Annotated in this window: 17 protein-coding genes; 4 read left to right on the plus strand and 13 right to left on the minus strand. The window is 72.0% G+C overall.

Features of this window, described 5'->3' with window-relative positions; translation table 11 throughout:
* Positions 1-37 precede the first annotated feature (37 nt).
* Genes ACZ4FV_RS26725 through argC form a run of 4 tightly spaced genes read right to left on the minus strand, consistent with a single transcriptional unit; the run spans position 38 to position 4414 of the window.
* Positions 38-1237, minus strand: coding sequence for an acetylornithine transaminase (locus ACZ4FV_RS26725; protein WP_395872304.1), 1200 nt, complete (start codon positions 1235-1237; stop codon positions 38-40).
* A 5-nt stretch (positions 1238-1242) separates the two neighbouring features.
* Complete coding sequence (gene argB, locus ACZ4FV_RS26730; protein WP_395872120.1) at positions 1243-2202, minus strand: acetylglutamate kinase; 960 nt, start codon at positions 2200-2202, stop codon at positions 1243-1245.
* A 32-nt stretch (positions 2203-2234) separates the two neighbouring features.
* Positions 2235-3389, minus strand: a complete 1155-nt coding sequence (gene argJ / locus ACZ4FV_RS26735) for a bifunctional glutamate N-acetyltransferase/amino-acid acetyltransferase ArgJ (RefSeq protein ID WP_395872118.1) — start codon at positions 3387-3389, stop codon at positions 2235-2237.
* Positions 3386-4414: an N-acetyl-gamma-glutamyl-phosphate reductase gene (gene argC, locus ACZ4FV_RS26740; protein WP_395872116.1), complete on the minus strand. Its 1029-nt coding sequence runs from the start codon at positions 4412-4414 to the stop codon at positions 3386-3388. The genes argJ and argC overlap by 4 nt, the downstream gene beginning before the upstream one ends.
* 256 nt (positions 4415-4670) lie before the next feature.
* On the opposite strand from argC, the gene ACZ4FV_RS26745 reads away from it, so the two are divergent.
* Complete coding sequence (locus ACZ4FV_RS26745; protein ID WP_395872114.1) at positions 4671-6557, plus strand: arabinofuranosyltransferase AftB family protein; 1887 nt, start codon at positions 4671-4673, stop codon at positions 6555-6557.
* A 79-nt stretch (positions 6558-6636) separates the two neighbouring features.
* Complete coding sequence (locus ACZ4FV_RS26750; protein ID WP_402229846.1) at positions 6637-8502, plus strand: arabinofuranosyltransferase AftB family protein; 1866 nt, start codon at positions 6637-6639, stop codon at positions 8500-8502.
* 294 nt (positions 8503-8796) lie between these two features.
* Here ACZ4FV_RS26750 and ACZ4FV_RS26755 read toward each other — a convergent pair whose 3' ends face one another.
* Complete coding sequence (locus ACZ4FV_RS26755; RefSeq protein WP_395872110.1) at positions 8797-9471, minus strand: SDR family oxidoreductase; 675 nt, start codon at positions 9469-9471, stop codon at positions 8797-8799.
* Positions 9472-9658: 187 nt separating this feature from the next.
* On the opposite strand from ACZ4FV_RS26755, the gene ACZ4FV_RS26760 reads away from it, so the two are divergent.
* Positions 9659-11560 carry an arabinofuranosyltransferase AftB family protein gene (locus ACZ4FV_RS26760; protein ID WP_395872108.1) on the plus strand — a complete coding sequence of 634 codons (1902 nt, stop codon included), beginning with the start codon at positions 9659-9661 and terminating at the stop codon, positions 11558-11560.
* A 76-nt stretch (positions 11561-11636) separates the two neighbouring features.
* Here ACZ4FV_RS26760 and pheT read toward each other — a convergent pair whose 3' ends face one another.
* The 7 genes from pheT to infC all read right to left on the minus strand — a co-directional run bounded on the left by pheT (position 11637) and on the right by infC (position 18990).
* Positions 11637-14144, minus strand: a complete 2508-nt coding sequence (pheT, locus tag ACZ4FV_RS26765) for a phenylalanine--tRNA ligase subunit beta (RefSeq protein WP_465323423.1) — start codon at positions 14142-14144, stop codon at positions 11637-11639.
* A complete protein-coding gene (gene pheS / locus ACZ4FV_RS26770; protein ID WP_402229840.1) occupies positions 14144-15265 on the minus strand; it encodes a phenylalanine--tRNA ligase subunit alpha in 1122 nt (373 codons plus the stop codon). The genes pheT and pheS overlap by 1 nt, the downstream gene beginning before the upstream one ends.
* Before the next feature lie 147 nt (positions 15266-15412).
* On the minus strand, positions 15413-16462 hold the full coding sequence (locus ACZ4FV_RS26775; RefSeq protein WP_395872102.1) for a sensor histidine kinase: 1050 nt from the start codon (positions 16460-16462) through the stop codon (positions 15413-15415).
* Positions 16463-16598: 136 nt separating this feature from the next.
* A complete protein-coding gene (locus ACZ4FV_RS26780; RefSeq protein WP_395872100.1) occupies positions 16599-17447 on the minus strand; it encodes a TrmH family RNA methyltransferase in 849 nt (282 codons plus the stop codon).
* Between the two features lie 73 nt (positions 17448-17520).
* On the minus strand, positions 17521-17913 hold the full coding sequence (gene rplT / locus ACZ4FV_RS26785; RefSeq protein WP_020552013.1) for a 50S ribosomal protein L20: 393 nt from the start codon (positions 17911-17913) through the stop codon (positions 17521-17523).
* 120 nt (positions 17914-18033) lie between these two features.
* Complete coding sequence (rpmI, locus tag ACZ4FV_RS26790; protein WP_078978620.1) at positions 18034-18228, minus strand: 50S ribosomal protein L35; 195 nt, start codon at positions 18226-18228, stop codon at positions 18034-18036.
* 96 nt (positions 18229-18324) lie between these two features.
* Complete coding sequence (infC, locus tag ACZ4FV_RS26795) at positions 18325-18990, minus strand: translation initiation factor IF-3 (protein ID WP_395872098.1); 666 nt, start codon at positions 18988-18990, stop codon at positions 18325-18327.
* 418 nt (positions 18991-19408) lie between these two features.
* On the opposite strand from infC, the gene ACZ4FV_RS26800 reads away from it, so the two are divergent.
* A complete protein-coding gene (locus ACZ4FV_RS26800; RefSeq protein WP_395872096.1) occupies positions 19409-19801 on the plus strand; it encodes a DUF1844 domain-containing protein in 393 nt (130 codons plus the stop codon).
* 592 nt (positions 19802-20393) lie between these two features.
* On the opposite strand, the gene ACZ4FV_RS26805 is transcribed toward ACZ4FV_RS26800, so the two are convergent.
* On the minus strand, positions 20394-21131 hold the full coding sequence (locus tag ACZ4FV_RS26805) for an SseB family protein (RefSeq protein ID WP_465323424.1): 738 nt from the start codon (positions 21129-21131) through the stop codon (positions 20394-20396).
* Between the last annotated feature and the right edge of the window lie 293 nt (positions 21132-21424).

Genomic DNA, 21424 nt, shown 5'->3' on the forward strand with positions numbered 1-21424 from the left:
CTCGCCTAGCCTGCGACTCGTCGTCGTCGGATGTTCGTCACGGTGTTCCTCCGGCGGGTGCGGCGGCGAGGCCGGCATCCAGGATTGCGGGCAGGGCTCCGAGCAGCGCGTCCACGTCCGCGTCGTCGACGACGAGCGGCGGGGCGAGCCTGACCCGGGTGGGCACGGCGGCGTTGACGAGGAAACCCGCGTCCTGCGCCGCCTTTTGTACGGCAGGGGCCACCGGTGCGGTGAGCACGATACCGATCAACAGGCCCGCTCCGCTGACCTGATCGACCAGCGGATGGGCGATCTTTTCGATGCCCGCCCGAAGCTGCTCGCCCAGCCGCGCCGAGCGCGCGCACAGGCCCTCGTTCTCGATGGTCTCCAGGACCGCGAGCGCCGCGGCGCAGCACACCGGGTTGCCGCCGAACGTGGTGCCGTGCTGGCCCGGCCGGAACAGCTCGGCGGCCTCGCCGAAGGCCACGCACGCGCCGATCGGCAGCCCGCCGCCCAGGCCCTTGGCCAGCGTGACCACGTCCGGCTCGATGCCCAACGGCTGGTGCGCGAACCACGCGCCGGTGCGGGCTATGCCGGTCTGGATCTCGTCCAGGATCAGCAGCGCGCCGTGCGCGGCGGTGATCTCCCGGGCCGCGAGCAGGTAGCCCTCGCCGGGCATGACCACGCCGTTCTCGCCCTGGATCGGCTCCAGGATCACCGCGGCCGTCTGCGGGCCGACCGCGGCCCGCAGTGCCTCGACGTCGCCGTAGGGCACGAAGTCGACACCGCCGGGCAGCGGCGCGAACGGCTCGCGCTTGGCGGGCTGGCCGGTCAGTGCGAGCGCGCCCATGGTGCGGCCGTGGAAGCCGCCCTCGGCCGCGATGATCTGCGGCCGGCCGGTGCGCCTGGCCAGCTTGAACGCCGCCTCGTTGGCCTCGGCGCCCGAGTTGCCGAAGTAGACCCGGCCGGGGCGGCCGAACAGGGCCAGCAGCCGCTCGGCGAGCGCGACCGGCGGCTCGGCGATGTAGAGGTTGGACACGTGGCCCAACCGGCCCAGTTGCGCGGTGACCGCGGCGGTGATCGCCGGATGCGCGTGGCCGAGCGAGTTGACCGCGATGCCGCCGAGGAAGTCGACGTAGGTGTTGCCGGCGCTGTCCACGACACGGGCCCCGGATCCGCCGACCAGCTCGACCGCGGGCGTGCCGTAGTTGTTCATCAGCGACTGGTTCCACCGCCGCGTCAGTGCACCGCTCTCGATGTCGGTCACGCCGCCCCCTCCGTCCGGTCCTGGCCCTGTCCGGCGAGCACGCCGGGCTTTTCCCGGGCCGGGACCACCATGGTCCCGATGCCCTCGTCGGTGAACACTTCCAACAGCAGCGAGTGCGCGACCCGCCCGTCCAGGACGTGTGCGGCGGGCACGCCGGCCTGCACGGCCCGCAGGCACGCCTCCATCTTGGGCAGCATGCCGGTGGACAGCGTCGGCAGCAGCGCCGCCAACTCCTCGGCGTCCAGGCTCGATATCACCTCGTCGCTGGTGGGCCAGTTTGCGTACAGCCCCTCGACGTCGGTGAGCACGACCAGCTTCTCCGCGCCCAGCGCCACCGCGAGCGCCGAGGCCGCGGTGTCCGCGTTGACGTTGTAGACGTGTCCGTCGGTGCCGCGCGCGATCGAGGAGATCACCGGGATCCGGTTGTCCTGGAGCAGGGCGTTGATCGCGCCGGGGTCGACCTCGACGATGTCGCCGACCAGGCCGATGTCGACCGGCTCGCCGTCCACGATCGCGTGCCGCTTGACGGCGGTCATCGTGTGCGCGTCCTCGCCGGTCATCCCGACCGCGAACGGGCCGTGCCCGTTGATCAGGCCCACGATCTCGCGCTGCACCTGGCCGGCGAGCACCATCCGCACCACGTCCATCGCCTCGGGCGTGGTCACCCGCAGGCCGCCCGCGAACGAGGACTCGATGCCGAGCCGGTCGAGCTGCGCGCTGATCTGCGGGCCGCCGCCGTGCACGACGACCGGGCGCAGCCCGGCGAAGCGCAGGAACACCAGGTCCTGGGCGAACGCCTGCTTCAGCGCGTCGTCCACCATGGCGTTGCCGCCGAACTTGATCACCACGGTCTTGCCGTAGAAGCGCTCCAACCACGGCAACGCCTCGATCAGCGTGTGTGCCTTGGCCAGTGCCGCGTTATTGCGCCCCTGTTTGCCGGCCGATTCCGTCCGCATCCCGCTCCCCCTCGTCTGGCTGTCCGTACCGGTCATGACGAGTAGGCCGAGTTCTCGTGGACGTAGTCGGCCGTGAGGTCGTTGGTCCATACGGTCACGGCGGCGTCGCCCGCGTTCAGGTCGGCCACGATGTGCGTCTCGCGCGGGCTCATGTCGACCAGTTCGCGGTCCTCGCCCACGAAGCCGTCCCGGCACACCCACACCCCGTTGAACGCGACGTCGAGCCGGTCGGGGTCGAAGGTGGCGGCGGTGGTGCCGATCGCGGCCAACACCCGGCCCCAGTTGGCGTCCTCGCCGTGCACCGCGCACTTGAAGAGGTTGTTCCGGGCGATCGAGCGGGCCACCTCGAGCGCGTCGGCCTCGGTCGCGGCGCCGGTGACGTCGATCCGGATGTCCTTGCTCGCGCCCTCGGCGTCGCCGATCAGCTGTCGGGCCAGGTCGCCGCAGACCGTGCGCACCGCCTCGGCGAACGCGGCGGGGTCGGGCTCGACCCCGCTGGCGCCGGAGGCCATCAGCAGCACGGTGTCGTTGGTGGACATGCAGCCGTCGGAGTCGATCCGGTCGAACGTGGTGTGCGTGGCGCCGCGCAGCACCGCGTCCGCCGTCTCGGCGTCGACGGCCGCGTCGGTGGTGAGCACGACGAGCATCGTGGCCAGCCCCGGGGCGAGCATGCCCGCGCCCTTGGCCATCCCGCCGACCGTCCACCCGGCGGGGTCGGTGACCACGGACTGCTTGTGCACGCTGTCCGTGGTCTTGATCGCGATCGCCGCGTCCTCGCCGCCGGTCGCGCTCAGCGCCGCGGCGGCCTTGTCCACGCCCGGCAGCAGCTTGTCCATCGGCAGTTGCAGGCCGATCAGGCCGGTGGAGGCCACCACGATCTCGCCCGCGTTGAGCCCGAGCAGCTCGGCCACGCGCTCTGCGGTGGCGTGCGTGTTGCGAAAGCCCTCGGCGCCGGTGCACGCGTTGGCGCCGCCGGAGTTGAGCACGACCGCCTGCACCTGGCCGGCCTTGACCACCTGCTCCGACCACACCACCGGTGCGGCCTTGACCCGGTTCGAGGTGAACACGGCGGCGCCCGCGATCGAGGGGCCGTCGTTGACCACGAGTGCCACGTCGGGCAGGCCCGTGGTCTTGAGGCCCGCGGCCACGCCCGAGGCCCGGAAGCCCTTTGCTGCGGTGACGCTCACGGCGCTACTCCCGTCTTGCTCAGTCCCAGGTCCTCGGCCAGGCCGAGGGCGATGTTGGTGCTCTGGATGGCGCCGCCGGCGGTGCCCTTGGCGAGATTGTCGATCGCGCCGACCACGACCACCCGGCCGGCCCGCTCGTCGACGGCGACCTGCAACACGGCGGTGTTCGCTCCGTAGACCATCGCGGTCGCGGGCCACTGCCCCTCGGCCAGCAGATGTACGAAGGGCTCGTCGGCGTAGGCCGCGGCGTACGCGGCGCGCACCGCCTCGGCGCTCACCCCGGGCTTCAGCCGGGCGGTGCAGGTGGCCAGGATGCCGCGCGACATGGGCACCAGGGTCGGCGTGAAGGACACCGTGACGTCCGCGTCGGTGACCGCGCGCAGGCCCTGGACGATCTCCGGGGTGTGCCGGTGCACGCCGCCGACGCCGTACGCGCTCGCGGAGCCCATCACCTCGCTGCCCAGCAGGTGCGTCTTGGGCGCCTTGCCCGCGCCCGAGGTGCCGGAGGCGGCCACCACGACCCAGTCGGGTTCGACCAGGCCGGCGGCCTGCGCGGGCACCGTGCACAGCAGCGACACGGTCGGGTAGCAGCCGGGCACCGCGATCCGCCGGGTGTTCGCCAGCGCCGCCCGGCCGCCCGGCAGCTCGGGCAGTCCGTACGGCCATGTCCCGGCATGGGAGGATCCGTAGAATTGCTCCCAGTCCGTCGCCTCCCGCAGGCGGTAGTCCGCGCCGCAGTCCACCACGAGCACGTCCGCACCCAGTTGCGCGGCCAGCGCGCCGGACTGTCCGTGCGGCAGGGCCAGGAAAACCACATCGTGACCGGCGAGGTTGTCCGCGGTGGTCTCGGCGAGCACGCGGTCGGCCAGCGGCAACAGGTGAGGCTGCAGCTCGCCCAGGCGTCGGCCCGCGTTGGACCCCGCCGTGAGCGTGCCGATCTCGATCTCCGGATGTGCGAGCAGCAGGCGCAGGATTTCCCCGCCCGCGTATCCGCTCGCTCCGGCCAGTGCCGCCTTGGCCCCCATTACCGCCTCCTTGTGAGGAGCATGACTATACGTATCAATGAATCTCTATGCAAGTACGTTGGGTGACCGCCCGTCCGGGGCCCGCTCCGGGCAACCATGCCGCGCCCGCCCTCCACCCCAATAGGGCGCAGGGCCGGTGCGTTAGGATCAGCCGACTTCGGATACGCGCCCCCCAGCGGGCAGTCGACCGCCGGCGGGACGGCAGCGACACGCAGCAGACGGCGGGCGCCCCCGCCCAGGAAACGAACGAGACCACGTGACCCCTCCCCCCGGCACCTCCGGGCCCGCCGGCGCCTCGCGCGCCGCGGGCACGGACCTACAGTCCCCGACCGGTGAACCGCCGCCGGAGCCCGAATCGGGCACCGCGGACACGCCCGACGGCCCCACGGGCCGGACCTCGGCCGATCGTCGGACCGGCCGCGTCCCACTGCCGGACCTGCTCGCGCTGGGGCTGCCGACACTGGTGTTCGCGATCATGGGCTGGCACCAGCGGTGGATCACCGACGACGGCCTGATCTTCACCCGCGCGGTCCGCGAGATCCTGGCCGGCAACGGCCCCGTCTACAGCGCCGGCGAACGGGTCGAGACCTCCACCAGCACGCTGTGGCAATGGCTGCTCGCGCTCCTCGGCGGGATCACCCCCTTCGACTACGCGCCCACCGCCGTCTACACCGGCCTGATCCTGGCCGTCGCCGGACTGTGGCTGTCCCTGGACGGCACCCGCCGGCTCTTCCGCGGCATGGCCGTCACCCGCCTGCTGCTGCCCGCCGGCGTACTGGTCTTCATCGCCATCCCCTCCGTGTGGGACTTCGCCACCGCCGGCATGGAGACCGGACTGATCCTGTTCTGGATCGGCCTGTCCTGGTGGCTGCTGATCGGCACCTGGCTGCGCCCGGTCGGCACCCATACCACCCGCCGCACGCTCGCGCTCTCCCTCTGGTTCGGCCTGGGCCCCCTGGTCCGCCCGGACCTGGGCCTGACCATGATCGTCCTGCTCACCGCCCAGTTCCTGCTCGTTCGGGCCCGCTGGCCCAAGGCGTTGGCGATGCTGGCCTGCGCCGGCTTCCTGCCCGCCGCGTACGAGATCTTCCGCCTGGGCTACTACGGCCTGATCTTCCCGATGCCCGCGCTCACCAAGGAGGCGTCGGGATCCCTGTGGGGCCGGGGTTGGGACTACCTGACCGACTACATGCGGCCGTACCACCTGTGGATCCCGATGATCCTGATCCTGGTCGCGGTCGCGGTCGCGCTCACCCGCCGCCGCCCCGCCGACCGGCGCACCTGGATCGTGATCGCCACCCCGCTGGTCGCGGCGCTCGGCCAGACCGTCTACGTGCTCAAGGTCGGCGGCGACTTCATGCACGGCCGGATGTGGCTGCCGGTGCTGCTGCTCGTCCTGCTCCCGCTCCTGCTCGCCCCACTGGACCGCCTGCTGACCCCGGTCGTCGTGCTGCTCGCGGTGTGGGCCGTGGTCTGCGGCACCACCCTGCGCTCGGGCGTGATCACCACACCCGCCCCCAGCGGCGACGGCAACCAGGTCTGGAACGAACGCGACACCTACGCGGCCTGGACCCGGACCGACAACCCCACCACCGAGGCAGCGCACATCCGCACGCTGCCGACCATCGAAGAGGCCTTCCGTAACGAAAAGGCCGGTGGCGAACGTTTGTTGTTCGTGGACCCGAACTATATGAAGATCCCGCCGCTGCCGCTGCGCCGCGACCTGCCCTACGACAAGGGCCTGGTCATCGGCCGGCTCGGCGTGGGCGGCTCGATCACCCCGCTCGGCGGCATCGTGGTCGACGTGTGGGGCCTGTCCAACACGGTCGGCGCGCACATCACCGAGACCCGGCACGTCGCCGCGGGCCACAAGAAGCTGCTGCCGTTCGCCTGGAACGTCGCACTGTACGTCGACCCCTCGGGCGACGCGCTGGTCCCGGAGACGGCGGCGCCCGCCGCGGAGATCCGGGCCGCCCGGGCCGCGCTGCGCTGTGGCGACCTCAAGGAACTGGTCGAATCGGTCACCGAACCGATGTCCGCGTCGCGCTTCTGGAAGAACCTGACCGGCGCCGCCGACCGGACCAACCTGCGGATCCCGGCCAACCCGATCCTGGCGGAGAAGAAATTCTGCTCGCCCTCCTGAGCCCGCCATCGGCCCGGCAGGCGATCATCAGTGGTTATGGTGTGGTCGGCCGGCCCGCCCCGACTGGAGTCAACGAACCATGAGCCTCGTGAGTGTGCTGTCCGGGCGCTCGCGCTCCGGGCGACCGGCCGATCCGCCCGTGGACGGCCCGCGGCCCCGCGGCGTCGCCCGCTGGAACACCGCGATGGTGCTGGCTCCCGCACTGATCGTGCTGATCATGGGATGGCACCGCCGCTGGATCAGCGACGACGGCCTGATCTTCACCCGCACGGTCCGCCAGATCCTGGCCGGCCACGGCCCCGTGTTCAACGTGGGCGAACGCGCCGAGGCGTCGACGAGCACGCTGTGGCAGTGGATCCTGGTCCTGGCCTCGTGGACCACCCAGACGGACGTAGGCCGGCTCGCGGTCTATCTGGGCCTGCTGTGCACCACCGCCGGCTACGCGCTCGCCCTGCACGCCACCCGCCGGCTGTACACCCGCACCGACGACACCCCCTGGCTGGTGCCGTTCGGCGTGCTCGCGCTGCTCGCGCTGCCGCCGGTGTGGGACTTCGCCACCTCCGGCCTGGAGACCGGCCTGACCACGCTGTGGACGGCCGGCTGCTGGTGGCTGCTGGTCCGGCTGCCGCACGACCCGCGCGCCCGGGTCGATTACGCCCTGGCCTTCCTGGCCGGCCTCGGGCCGATGGTGCGCCCCGACCTGGCCATCGCCGGGCTCGGCTTCCTGATCGCGCTCGCCGTCGTCCGCCGCCCCCGGGTGCTGCGGGTCCTGGCCCTGCTCGGCACCGCGTTCACCCTGCCGCTGCTGTACGAGATCTTCCGGATGGGCTACTACGGCGTCGTACTGCCGCTGCCCGCCGTCACCAAGGAGGCCTCCGCGGCCGACTGGTCCCGGGGCTGGGACTACGTCCACGACCTGGCCGACCCGTACCACCTGTGGATCCCGGCCGTCGTGCTGGCGGCCGTCGTGCTCGGCCGACTCGCGCCGCGCCTGAGCGACCCCGCGGGCCTGCCCGGGCGCCTGCGCACGATCGACCGCGCCGCCTGGAACCGGTTCACCGTCTTCGCGGTGCCGGTCCTGTGCGGCCTGGCGATGCTGCTGTACGTGGTGCGCGTCGGCGGCGACTTCATGCACGCCCGGATGTTGCTGCCCGGACTGTTCATGCTGCTCCTGCCGATCCTGATGGTCCCCGCGAACCGACTCGCGGTACCCGCCGCCACGGTGCTCGTCGGCTGGGCCCTGATCTGCGCGATCACCTTCCGGGTGCCCTACGACGGCATCGGCCCGCGCGGCGTCGCCGACGAACGCGCCTTCTACGTCGGCGCGCTCAACGTCGCCAACCCGGTCACCGCGTACTCCTACGTGGCCAACTACCCACGCTTCCCCTCCGCCGCGAACGCCGCCCGCGCCGACCACACACACGTGATCGTCTACCCCTGGTACGACGGCTTCTACGTCACCGCGCTCAACCCGAACCTGCCCGCCCCGGTCGCCACGGTGTGGGCCAACCTGGGCATGAACGGCGCCAACACCCCGCTCGACGGCGTCTCGGTGGACATCCTGGGCCTGGCGTATCCGCTCGCCGCCCACGTCGAACTCACCACCCGGGGCCGCCCCGGACACGAGAAGCAAATCGACATCGCCTGGGTCTTCGCCCAATACGCCTCACCCGACGCCGTTCTGCCCCCGGGTATCGACCCGATCCGGGTCAAGGCCGCCCGCTACGCCCTGACCTGCGGCGACGCCAACCGGGGCAAGCTCAAGGAGCTCCAGGACTCGGTCCACGAACCGATGTCCTGGAGCCGCTTCAAAAAGAACTTCACCGGCGCCTTCGACCGCACCTCGTTCCGCTTCCCCAACAACCCGATCACCGCCGCCAAGGAAATCTGCGGCATAGACGTCCTCGCCAAGGACGTCCTCCCCAAAGAAAAACCCGACCGCTGACCAACCCAGCCCATCGGACGCTTGAGCACCCCCACCGCCCGCACCCGAAAATCCCGACCGCCCGGCCCGACCCCACCAAACTCAGCCCGCCCGGCGCTTGAGAACACTCACCGCAGGCACCCACAAACCGCAACCACCACACCCATCCAGCCTGTCCGGCGCTTGAGGACGCTCGCCGCAGGCGCCTGCCAACCGCAACCGCCCCACCCAACCCCACCAAACCCAGCCCGTCCGGCGCTTGAGGACACGCTCAAGCACAAACGCCCTCGGGCCGGCCACCGCCCAAAGGCCGGCTCACCCCCGTGACCGCACAGTCACGTCGTTGATCCGCGAATCCTGCGGCAGCAACAGCGCCGACACGACAACCCCCGCGACAGTCCCGGGATCGCTGTACCGCTCGCTCTCGAACGCCCCACCCTCCTGCTCCCGCACCCCACGCTGCATCGGCGTCGCGGTCCGCCCCGGATACACGCTGGTCACCCGCAGCAGCGGCTCCTCCTCCCGCAGCCCGTCGGCCAACGCCTTCAACGCGTGCTTGCTCGCCGCGTACGCCGCCCAGCCCGGATTGGTCCGCAACCCCGCACCGCTGTTGAGCAGCACCACATCGCCGTGCCCGCGCCGCAGCGCCGGCAGCAGCACGCGCGTAACCTCCGCCACCGCGACCACGTTGACGGTCAATGTGCGCGACCACACGGCCGAGGCCGTCTCCGCCACCGTGCCCAGATCCGCGACGCCCGCGCTGTGCACCAGGCCCGCGAACGTCTCCTCGGCGATCGGCGCCAGCGCGTCCGCGATCGTCTCGGGGCTCTCCAGGTCCGCGACCACGGTCCGCACCCCGGGCCCGGCCACCTCTGCGGCCCGCGCCTGCGACCGCACGATCGCGACCAGGTCGTGGCCGTCCTCGCGCAACCGGCGGGCGATCTCCGCGCCGATACCGCTGCCTGCACCGGTAATCACGTAAGTACTCATCCCGTCACCCTACGAGGTGCGCGAGCCCCGGGACCGACGACCACACGCGGCCCACCCCTGCCCCATCCGGCCCCACCGGCCTCTCCCGTCCCTCACTCGGCCCGACCGCCCTTCCCCCGGCCCGACCCGCCTCGCGCCGCCCCACGCGACCCCACCCCTCCCCGCCCCGACTGGAGCCCCACTGACGATGACGCTGACCACCACCCTGCCCGGACAGGGCCCACCGCCCACCGACCCCGCCGCCCCGGCCCCCGACCGCACCCGGCGCCTGGCCGCCCGCTGGAACGTGGCGATGGTGCTGCTGCCCGCCGCGTTCCTCGCCGTATGGGGCGGCCAACGCAGCTGGCTGTGCGACGACGGCCTGATCTTCACCCGCACGGTCCGCCAGATCCTGGCCGGCCACGGCCCCGTGTTCAACCCCGGCGAGCGCGCCGAGGCGGCCACCAGCACCCTGTGGCAGTGGCTCCTGGTCGCCGGCACCGAACTCACCGGCCAGGATCCCGCCCCGCTGGCCGTGCGCCTGGGCCTGCTGTGCAGCGTGATCGGCTGGTTCCTGGCCGCCGACGCCGGCCGCCGACTGCACCTGCCCCGATCCGACGCCGCGTTCCTGCTCCCGTGCGGCGCACTCGTCCTGCTCGCACTGCCGCCGGTATGGGACTTCGCCACCTCCGGCCTGGAGACCGGCCTGACCACGCTGTGGACGGCCGGCTGCTGGTGGCTGCTGGTACACCTCGCCCGCGACCCGCGCACCCACACCGCCCACGCCCTGGCCCTGCTCGCCGGCCTGGGCCCGATGGTGCGCCCCGACCTGGCGATCGCCGGCCTCGGCTTCCTGGTCGCCCTCGCCCTCGTACACCGCCCCCGACCGGCACGCGCGCTCGCCCTGCTCGGCACCGCCGGCGCACTCCCGCTGGCGTACGAGATCTTCCGGATGGGCTACTACGGCGTCCTGCTCCCGCTGCCCGCGATCACCAAGGAGGCCTCCGCCGCCGACTGGTCCCGGGGCTGGGCCTACCTGCACGACCTGGCCGACCCCTACCACCTGTGGCTGCCCGCGCTGATCCTGGCCGCGTTCGCCACAGCCGCTGCCGCCGCCGCGGTCGCGGTCGGAACAGCGGCCACCGCGAGCCGCCCACACCCGCCGACCCCCGCCCGGCCCGCCCCGGACACCCGCACCCGACTACACGTCCTGTACGCGGTACCGGTCCTGTCCGGCCTGACCATGCTGCTCTACGTGGTCCGTGTCGGCGGCGACTTCATGCACGGCCGGATGTTGCTGCCCGGACTGTTCGTGCTGCTCCTGCCGATCCTGATGGTCCCCGCGAATCGAATCGCGGTACCCGCCGTGAGTGCCCTGGCGGTCTGGTCACTGCTGACCGCGATCGCCTTCCGGGTGCCCTACGCCGGCATCGGCCCCGGCGGCGTCGCCGACGAACGCGGCTTCTACACCTCGGTCCTGGGCGTCGCCAACCCGGTCACCGCCGACGTCTTCATCGACCGCTTCCCCGGCTTCCCGACCATGATCCGGGGCCCGCGCCCGGGGTATCGCCACACCCTGGTCGACCGGTCCCCGACGCACTCCTTCGTGGTCCCGCTGCGACCGGACCTGAACGCGTCGATCGTGGCGATGTGGCCCTCGCTGGGCATGAACGGCGCGGCCACCCCGATCACCGGGATCGCGCTCGACGACCTGGGCTTGGCCTACCCGCTCGCCGCGCACATCCACCTGACCACCCGCGGCCGCCCCGGCCACGAGAAGCGGATCGACCCGGCGTGGGTGCTCGCCGAGTACGCCGACCCGGCCGCACCCCCGCCCCCGGGCATCGACCCGATCCGGATCGCCGCCGCGCGCTACACGCTCACCTGCGGCACCGCCGATCGGGGCCGGCTCAAGGAACTGCGCGACTCGGTGCGCGCGCCGATGTCCTGGCAACGCTTCGCCGCCAACCTCACCGGCGCGCCGGCACGCACGGCCTTCCGCTTCCCCAACGACCCGATCGTGGCCGCCCGGCAGATCTGCGGCGTCGACGTGCTGGCTCCGGGCGTCCTGCCCACCGCCCCGACACCGGCCCCGGCACCGCTGCCCTGACCCGGGTGCGGCCCGCACACCCGAAGGTGTGCGGGCCGCTTCCGAGCGACGCCGAGCGACGACGAGCGCGAAGGCGTCACGCCCCGCGCAACACCGCCCCGGTACGCTCCGCCGCGAGCGCCACCGCCGCGTCGCGCGCGACCGTGGCCTCCTCGACCGTGAGCGTGCGATCCGGCGCCCGGAACCGCAGCGCGTAAGCCAGCGACTTGCCGCCCTCGGCGATCTGCGCGCCGGTGTACACATCGAACAGCCGCACCGACTCGAGCAGTTCCCCCGCGCCCTCGACCAGCGCGGCCTCGACCGCGGCGGCGGGCACCGCGGCGTCCACGACCAGCGCGACGTCCTGCGTGGCCACCGGGTACGACGAGATGTGCCCGGCCTGCGGCACGTACTCGCCGTCGAGGTCGGCGGTCAGCAGATCCAGGTCCAACTCCATCGCGCCGACCCGCTCGGGCAGGTGCAGCGTCTTGACCACCCGCGGATGCAGCTCGCCCGCGTGCCCCACGACCCGCTCGGTCCCGTCCGGCGCGGTCACCACGAGCGCCGCGCAGCGCCCGGGATGCCACGGCTCGTGCTGATCCTGACGCACCGTCAGCTCAATCCCGACGGCGTCCGCGACCACCCGTGCCGCCTCGACCGCGTCCGCCCAGATCTGCGGCCGACCCGGGCCCCACCAGCCGGAGCGCTCCCGCTCGCCGGCCAGCACCACCGCGACCCGCTGCGGCTGGTGCGGCAACGCCGCCTCCAGCCGCGCCAGTTCCTCTGCCGTGGGCCGCCGGTCCACCGCGAGCACGGGCGCGACCGGCGTCGAGGCGTTCGGCCGGAAGACCACGCCGGACTCGAACAGCGCCGGATCGCCGTTGCCGCGCCCGAGGTTGCGACGCAACGTCCCGAGCAGCCCCGGCAGCAGCGTCGTGCGCAGCGCCGGCTCCTCCTCGGAGATCGGATTGACCAGCACCACGGTGCGCCGCCGCGCGTCGTCCTCGGGCAACCCGAGGTCGTCGAACGCGCTCTGCCCCAGGAACGGGTAGTTGAGCACCTCGGTGTAGCCCGCGCCCGCGAGCGCGCGACCGAGCCGACGCCGGCGCCGCTGATCCACGGTCAACCCGCGACCGGCCGGCACCTGCGGCAGCGTGGAGGGCACCTGCTCGTAGCCCTCCAGCCGGATCACCTCTTCGGCCAGGTCGTTCGGGTCGGTCAGGTCGGGCCGCCAAGTCGGCGGCACCACGGTCAGCTCGTCGATCCCCTCGACCGAACAGCCCACCTCCTGCAACCGCTGCGCGACCGTCTCGCGCGGGTACGCGACACCCGCGACCTTCGCCGCGTGGTCCGCCGCGAGCACGATCCGCACCACCTCGCGCGGCGCGTCCACCTCGGTCACGCCCGCCTCGGCCTGGGCCCGCTCGCCGCCCAGCGCGGCCAGCAGGTCCACCGCGCGCTGCGCCGCGGCCCGGGCCGCCTCGGGGTCCACCCCGCGCTCGAACCGGCGCGACGCCTCCGAGCCCAGCTTGTGCCGACGCGCGGTGCGCGCGATGGCCACCGGGTCGAAGTGCGCGGCCTCGATCACGATGTCGGCCGTGTCCTCGCCGATCTCGGTGCTCTCGCCGCCCATCACACCCGCGAGACCGATCGGCCCCCGGTTGTCACAGATCAGCAGGTCCTCGCGGTCCAACCGGCGCTCGGCGTCGTCGAGCGTGGTCAGCGTCTCGCCCTCGAGCGCGCGACGCACCACGATCGGGCCCTGCAACCGGGCCCGGTCGTAGGCGTGCAGCGGCTGACCCAGTTCGAGCATCACGTAGTTGGTGACATCCACGACCAGCGAGATCGGCCGCATGCCGCTCATCTGCACCCGCCGCTGCAACCACAGCGGGGACGGCGCCTCGGGGTCGATGCCGACCACGGTGCGCGCGACGAACCGGTCGCAGCCGGCCGGGTCCTCGACCACGACCGGGTAGCCGTACCCGTTCGCGTCCGGCACATCCAGCAGCGCCGGGTCGCGCAGCGGCTGCCCGTAGGCGATCGCCGCCTCGCGCGCGACGCCGCGCATCGACAGGCAGTAGCCCCGGTCCGGGGTCACCGCGATGTCGAGCACCTCGTCGACCAGACCCAGCAGTTCGATCGCGTCCGCGCCGACCTGCGCCTCGATCGGCAGCACGATGATGCCGTCGTGGTCGTCGCCCATGCCCAGTTCGCGGGCCGAGCAGATCATCCCGCGCGAGACGTGACCGTAGGTCTTGCGCTCGGCGATCTCGAACGGACCGGGCAGCACACCGCCCGGCAGGATCACCACGACCTTGTCGTCGACCTCGAAGTTGCGCGCGCCGCAGACGATCTCCTGCGGCTCACCGGTGCCGTTGGCGTCGCCGACGTCGACCTTGCAGAACCGGATCGGCTTCTTGAAGCCCTCCAGTTCCTCGATCTCCAGCACCCGGCCGACCACGAGCGGACCCTTGAGGTCCGCGCCGAGCCGCTCGACCGTCTCGACCTCCAGGCCCAGCGCCACGAGCTTGTCGGCGACATCGCGCCCGGACTCGCCGGCGGGGAGGTCGACGTACTCCCGCAGCCACGAAAGCGGGACCCGCATCAGATCTCCATCCCGAACGGAAGGGTGAACCGGACGTCACCCTCGACCATGTCTCGCATGTCCTCGACGTTGTGCCGGAACATCAGCGCGCGCTCCAGGCCCACGCCGAACGCGAACCCGCTGTACACCTCGGGGTCGATGCCGCACGCGATCAGCACGCGCGGGTTGACCATGCCGCAGCCGCCCCACTCGATCCAGCCCTCGGACCGGCAGGTCCGGCACGGGTGCTCGGGGTCGCCCACCGAGGCGCCGCGACACACGAAGCACTTGAGGTCGAGCTCGGCGGAGGGCTCGGTGAACGGGAAGTACGACGGGCGCAGCCGGGTGACGATGCCCTCGCCGAACATCGCCTCGACGAAGTGGTCGAGGGTGCCCTTGAGGTCGCCCATGGTCAGGCCCTTGTCCACGGCCAGACCCTCGATCTGCCCGAACACCGGGGTGTGCGTGGCGTCCAGCTCGTCGGTGCGGTAGACCCGGCCCGGACAGATCACGTAGATCGGCGGGGTACGGGTCAGCATCGTGCGGATCTGCACGGGCGAGGTGTGCGTGCGCAGCACCACGCCGGAGTCCGCCGAGCCGTCCTCGGCGCGCACGAAGAAGGTGTCCTGCATGGTCCGCGCGGGGTGGTCCGGCAGGATGTTGAGGGCGTCGAAGTTGTACCACTCCGCCTCGACCTGCGGGCCCTCGGCGACCTCGTAGCCCATCGCGACGAAGAGGTCCTCGATCCGCTCGGACAGCGTGGTCAACGGGTGCCGGGCGCCGCGCGGGGCGCGGTCCCACGGCAGCGTGACGTCGACCGCCTCCTCGACCAGCACGCGCGCGTCGCGCTCGGCCTCCAGCTCGACCTGACGCTGCTCCAGGGCCTTCTTCACCGCACCCCGCGCCTGGCCGACACGCTTGCCCGCCTCGGCCTTGGCCTGCGGGGGGAGTGCGCCGATCTCGCGGTTGGCGAGCGCGAGCGGCGAGCGGTCGCCGGTGTGCGCGACCTTCGCCTCCTGCAGCTCGGCGAGGTCGCCCGCGGCGGCGACCGCCGCGAGCGCCGCGTCGCGGGCCCGCTCGACTTCCTCTGGTTTCAACGCCTCGACCTCGACCGGGTCGTACGACTTGTTCGGTGCCGACATCTGTGTCCAGTGCTCCTGTGGGGGATCCGCCGGTGGTGGAGGCGGCAATGACGTCCTACGACGTCCGCGCTCCGAGTTTACTGACGCCTGATCGGCGTGCGTGTCTCGGCCGAACCGCGACGACGTGTGGTGGAGCGTCCCGCGTTGCTACATCAGGACGTCCGGCATCGCGGCCGGCAGGGTAAATCGAAATCGGGCCCCGCCGCACTCGGCGCGATCCACGCCGATGGTGCCCGCGTGCGCCTGCACCAGGCCCTTGACGATGTACAGCCCCAGGCCGGTGCCACCGCGGCGGTTTCCGCGCCAGAAACGGGTGAAGACACGGTCGAGGAGTTCGTCCGGGATACCCGGGCCCTCGTCGCTCACCGTGATCTCCGTCCCGTGCGCACCGGGCGCGGACCCGATGGAGACCGCGCGCATCTCGATGGTGACGGTTCCCGCGCCGTGGCGCACCGCGTTTTCCAGCAGGTTGCCCAGGATCTGGTCGAGCTTGTCGGCGTCCAGCCACATGCTCGGCAGCGGCCCGTCGACCACCAGCACGAAGCGCTCGTCGGGCAGGCCGTTGCACTCCATCGCGCGCAGGTGCCGGTGCACCGCCTCTTCCATGTCCACGACCTGGCGGTTGAGTTGCAGCCGGCCCGCGTCGATCCGGGAGATGTCCAGCAGCTCGGTGATCAGCCGGGTGACCCGGTCCGCGTCCGCGTCGACCGTCTCCAGCATCAGCCGCTTCTGCTCGTCGGTGAACCGCTCCCACTTGGCCAGCAGGGTCGCGGTGAAGCCCTTGACCGAGGTCAGCGGCGAGCGCAGTTCGTGCGCGACGGTGGCGATCAGATCGGAGTGGCCGCGCTCGATCCGCCTGCGCGCGTCGGTGCAGCGCAACGACACCACGAGCTTGGCCAGCGGGCTGTGCGGCCCGTCTGCGCGCACGAAGGACGCGGTGACCAGGATCTCCCGGCCGGCCAGGAGCAGATTGCGCTCCGGCTGCCGGGTCCGGGTGCCCAGACCGCCGTACGGGTCGGTGCACACCCACCAACGCCTGCCCTCGAGGTCCTCCAGCGGCAGCGCGTCCGCGATGTGTTTGCCGAGCGCGTCCTCGGGACGCGTCCCGGTGATCCGGGCGGCGGCGGTGTTGAACGTGACCACCATGCCGTTCTCGTCCGCGATCACCAGGCCGTCGGGCAGCATGTCGGCGTCCATCGGCCCCCTTCCCGTTTCGGGCCCGAGGGAGTTCCGGGCCGGACACACTATCCCAACGCGCGACGTGCCGTCCGGATGCGCCGGACGCAACGGTCTCGTTCCCCCACGACCGGTGGTCAAGCCGGGTACGTCGGGGTCATCGCTCGCTTCGCACCCCGGAGCGGCAACCCCCGCGCCCGCGTTGCGCGCGGGCGGACGCGTACAGACACACGGCCGCGGCGGTCGCCAGGTTCAAACTCTCGGCCCGCCCGTGGATCGGGACTCGCACCACGGCGTCGGCCAGCGCCCGGGTCTCCTCGGGCAATCCCCACGCCTCGTTGCCGAAGACCCACGCGGTGGGCCCGCTCAGCCCGCCCGCGTCCAACTCGCCGTCCAAGTCCGCTTCTCCGGCGCCGTCGGCGGCCAGGATCCGCAGCCCGGCGGCACGCAGCGCGGCCACGGTGTCCTCGATCCGGGCACCGGTGACCACGGGAAGGTGGAAGAGGCTGCCCACGGAGGCGCGCACGGCCTTGGGGTTGTACGGGTCCACCGACGCGTCGGTGAGCACCACGGCCTCCGCGCCGGCCGCGTCGGCCGCGCGCAGCACGGTGCCGGCGTTGCCGGGGTCGCGCACGTTGGCGAGGACCGCGACCAAGTCCGGCCGCGCGGCCATCGCGCTCTCCAGCGGTACGTCCACGAACCGGCACAGCGCGACCACGCCCTGCGGCGTCACGGTCTGACTGATCGCCGCGACCACCTCGTCGGTGGCGGTGAACACCGGGACCCGGGCGGCGGACGCCCCCGCGACCAGATCGGGGTAGCGCTCGGCCACCTCGGGGGTGATGTACAACTCGCGCAGCGTCCCGGAGAGGGCCACGGCCTCGCGGACCGCCTGCGGCCCCTCGGCCAGGAACAACCGCTCACGGGCCCGGAAAGCACGTTTGGCGAGCCGCCGGGCCGCCGCCACTCGGGGTGATCGGGTGGACGTCAGCTCGGGGCTCGCCATCGCGTTACCGTTCTCTGCTCTCGGCCTGTAACGACGTAAGAAGTACTGCGACATCGACGACGTGAGTCGACGATCAGGCCGCGGCGTCTTCCTTCTTCGCGTTGACATCGGCCGGGAGGGCCTTCTGCGCTACCTCGACGAGGGCGGCGAACGCCGGGGCGTCGTTGACCGCGAGCTCGGCGAGCATCTTGCGGTCGATCTCCACACCGGCGGCCTTGAGGCCCTGCACGAAGCGGTTGTAGGTCATCCCGTTCAGGCGGGCAGCGGCGTTGATGCGCTGGATCCAGAGCTGACGGAAGTCCCCCTTCCGCTTCTTGCGGTCGTTGTAGTTGTAGACCATGGAGTGGGTGACCTGCTCCTTGGCCTTCCTGTACAGACGGGACCGCTGGCCGCGGTAGCCGGACGCCCGCTCGAGGATGACGCGGCGCTTCTTGTGGGCGTTGACTGACCGCTTGACGCGTGCCACTTGATGAACTCCTTGATGTCAGACTGCGGTGTGTCGACCGCGGCCCGGGTAAGTCTGGGACCGTCGCCGGTCGCCGACCGGTGGGTTCTCGTCAGCCGGTGCGACGACTGCTGCTGCCTACTACTTCTTGAGCAGCTTCTTGATCTTCTTGGCGTCGGCCGGGGCCACCTCGACGACACCGGCGAGGCGCCGGGTCAGGGTCGAGGGCTTGTGTTCGAGAAGGTGACGGCGACCCGCACGCTGACGCAGCACCTTGCCGGAGCCGGTGATACGGAAGCGCTTGCTGGCACCGCTGTGGGTCTTGTTCTTCGGCATGTCGCCGCAGTCTCCTCGTCGTGCCGCACCCGCCCGGCGGTGACCGGGCAGGCACAGGTGTGTTTGCAAATCGGGCGCGGGGCGACCCGTTCCGGGTCAGACCTGCTCGTCGGCCTTCGACTCCGCGTCGCTCGCGACGGGGGTCTCGGTGACCGGAGCGGCCTCGGCCGGGGCGGCTTCGGGAGCGTCCGCGGTTTCCGTCTCGTCGGGGTGATCGTCCCCGGACTCGACGGCCACACGGCGCGCGTCCTTGCGGGCCGCCTGGGCCTCACGGGCCTCGGCCATGGCCTCGGTCTTCTTCTTGTGCGGGCCGAGAACCATGATCATGTTGCGGCCGTCCTGCTTCGGGTTCGACTCGATGAACCCGAGGTCCTGGACGTCCGTCGCGAGGCGCTGCAGCAGTCGGTAGCCCAACTCGGGCCGGGACTGCTCGCGACCACGGAACATGATCGTGATCTTGACCTTGTCGCCCTGCTTCAGGAACCGCTCGACGTGACCCTTCTTGGTGTCATAGTCGTGCGGGTCGATCTTCGGCCGGAGCTTCATCTCCTTGATGACCGTGTGCGCCTGGTTCTTGCGCGCTTCACGGGCCTTCATGGCCGACTCGTACTTGAACTTGCCGTAGTCCATGAGCTTGCAGACCGGCGGCCGGGCGTTGGCCGCGACCTCGACGAGGTCGAGGTCGTACTCCTGGGCAAGTTCCATGGCCTTGGCCAGCGGGACGATTCCGACCTGCTCGCCGCCAGGACCAACGAGTCGCACCTCGGGGACGCGAATCCGGTCGTTGATGCGGGGCTCGGCGCTGATGGGGCCTCCTCATACCTGAAGCGACCGCGGGCGAAGCGGCCACATGTGTCTCGGTGTAACTTCCCCCCGAGCCAGGTTTTCCGTGAAGCCATCCAGGCAACGCGAAAAAGCCTCGCACGGTTGCATGCGAGGCTCCACCACCGGCTGACGAAGCCGCCCACAGGGCGGCGAACGTGGAACGGACGCACACGAAGTGCGTCGCACCGGACCGGTACCCGTCGTCCGTGAGGTCGATCGGGTGGGAGACGGAGCCTCCGCTTGCAGGCCGGGCATGCAGATGCCCGGTCGGTCGATACATCACTCTACCACTGGCTGGAACATGGCGAAGGGCCCCGTTGTTCCCCGATTCCTGGGCGTACCCGAGACTGGGCACATGAGCGAGAGCGCCCCACTTACTTCACCCGGCCACACCGACGACTTCGCCGGCAACCCCGACCGGGTCGAGACCATGACCCGGGACATCGCGGACGTGCCGGCCGTCGAGGTCATCACCACCTTGTCCGTGCACCTGATGAGCGCGGCGGCGGTCAAACTGGGCCTGGCCGAGGACGGCGAGGCGCACAAGGACCTGGACGAGGCGCGCAAGCTGATCACCGCCCTCGCGGGCCTGGTCACCGCCGCGGCCCCCGAGGTCGGCTCCTACCACGCGGGCCCGCTGCGCGACGGCCTCAAGACCCTGCAACTCGCCTTCCGCGAGGCCTCCACCCACCCGGACCAGGCAGGCAAGGGCCCCGGCGAAAAACTCACCGGCCCAGTCCACCCCTGACCTGACCCCCACCCCGCGCCGGCCCAACCCACCCGGCGCGGGGACACCCCACCACCCCAACCGGCACAGGAACACCCCACCCAGCCCGGCCGACACGGGGGCAACCCTCCAACCCAGCCGGCGCGGGCCCCCATCCAGCCGGTCTGGGCCACACCATCCAGCCCCTCCGGCGTTTTTTGAGCACGAGCAGGCCGCAGGCCGACCGCACCCGACGGACGCCCAACAACCGCACCCGGCCGCCACCGACCCAACCGGCCGACGCGGGGAAGGCCCTCCAGCGGATCCGAGCCATCCCCCTCAACTCGTCCGGCGCTTGAGGACAAGCAGGCCGCAGGCCCACCGCACCAGACCAAGACGAAGCAACCCGCCCGGCCGGGCCGACCCACTCGACCCGACCCGCACGGAAGCAAGCCTTCCAACCGGACCGGGCCATCCCCCTCAGCCCGCCCGGCGCCCGAGGACAAGCAGGCCGCAGGCCCACCCACCCCGGACGGACGCGCAGCAACCGCACCCGGCCGCGACCGACCCAGCCCGGCACCCACGCGGAGCAACCCGGCCGGACAATCCGGCCGCCGGAGGCACCCACCCGGGTTCATCGTGCGAAGAGTGGTTCCACGTCGAGGGCGCTGCCGGGAGGCAACATCGCCAGGTCCAGGCCGCGATCCAGGCGCGCCCGCACCACGTCGTCCTCGGCCAACCGCCCCACGATGCGCCGCGCCGCCTCGGTAACCTCGGTCGGCGCCGCGGCCGCGACCAGGCTCAGCGTCAACTCGTGACCGCCGCCCTCGGTCAGGTACACCGCCGAGACCGCGACCTCCTCGGCCACCGCCGCCCGCACCGCGCCCAGGATGTCCGGATCCCGGTGCGGCGCCACGTGCGCGCGCCCTTCCGCCACCGCCCGCAGCCGACTCCCGGTGAGCTCGTACGGGTGCGGCCCGGCCAGATCCAGAAGCAGCGTGTCCGCCTCCTCCGCGTACGCGGCGTGCGCGGCGCGCGCGGCCTCGACCGGAATCGGCCGGGCGTCCGAGCGCCAGCGCGCCAACGCCGCCACCGAGGTGAACGCGGGCAGCGCCCGGCGCCCGTCCGGCCCCTGAATCGTGGGCACCGCCATGTCGCTGGACTTCTCCCGCCGCAGCTCCCCCGGCGCGACGTCCTCCTCCTCGGCCAGGATCGCCACGACCGGTACCAGGAGCCGCGCCCGGCACAGCGCCCGCGAGACCGCCTCGTCGTCCACCTCCCGAGCCGCCAGGGCCTCGGCCAGCGCCGGGTCCGCACTGCCGTCGTCATCGGGAAAACCGGTATCGGGAATGCTCTTGCCGCTGAAATCCACCCGTCGACTGTAGACCCGCCCCCACCACCCCTCACCCCAAGCAGCCCCACCCCGAACCCCACCCCCCACCCCCACCCCAAACCTCACCCCCACCCCCGACCCCACACACCCACCCCGAACCCCAACCCCGAACCCCAACCCCGCACGCCCACCCGCACGCCCACCCTCGGCGCGTCAGCGCCCCCGACCCAGCCCACCCCCAGTGATCGACGCGCGAAGCGCGGAGAGCGGCGGAGCCGCAAGCGTGGGCTTCGTGCCCCGGAGCGAAGCGGAGGGACACGAAGCCCCGAGCG

The organism is Embleya sp. NPDC025285 (genome assembly GCF_055558835.1).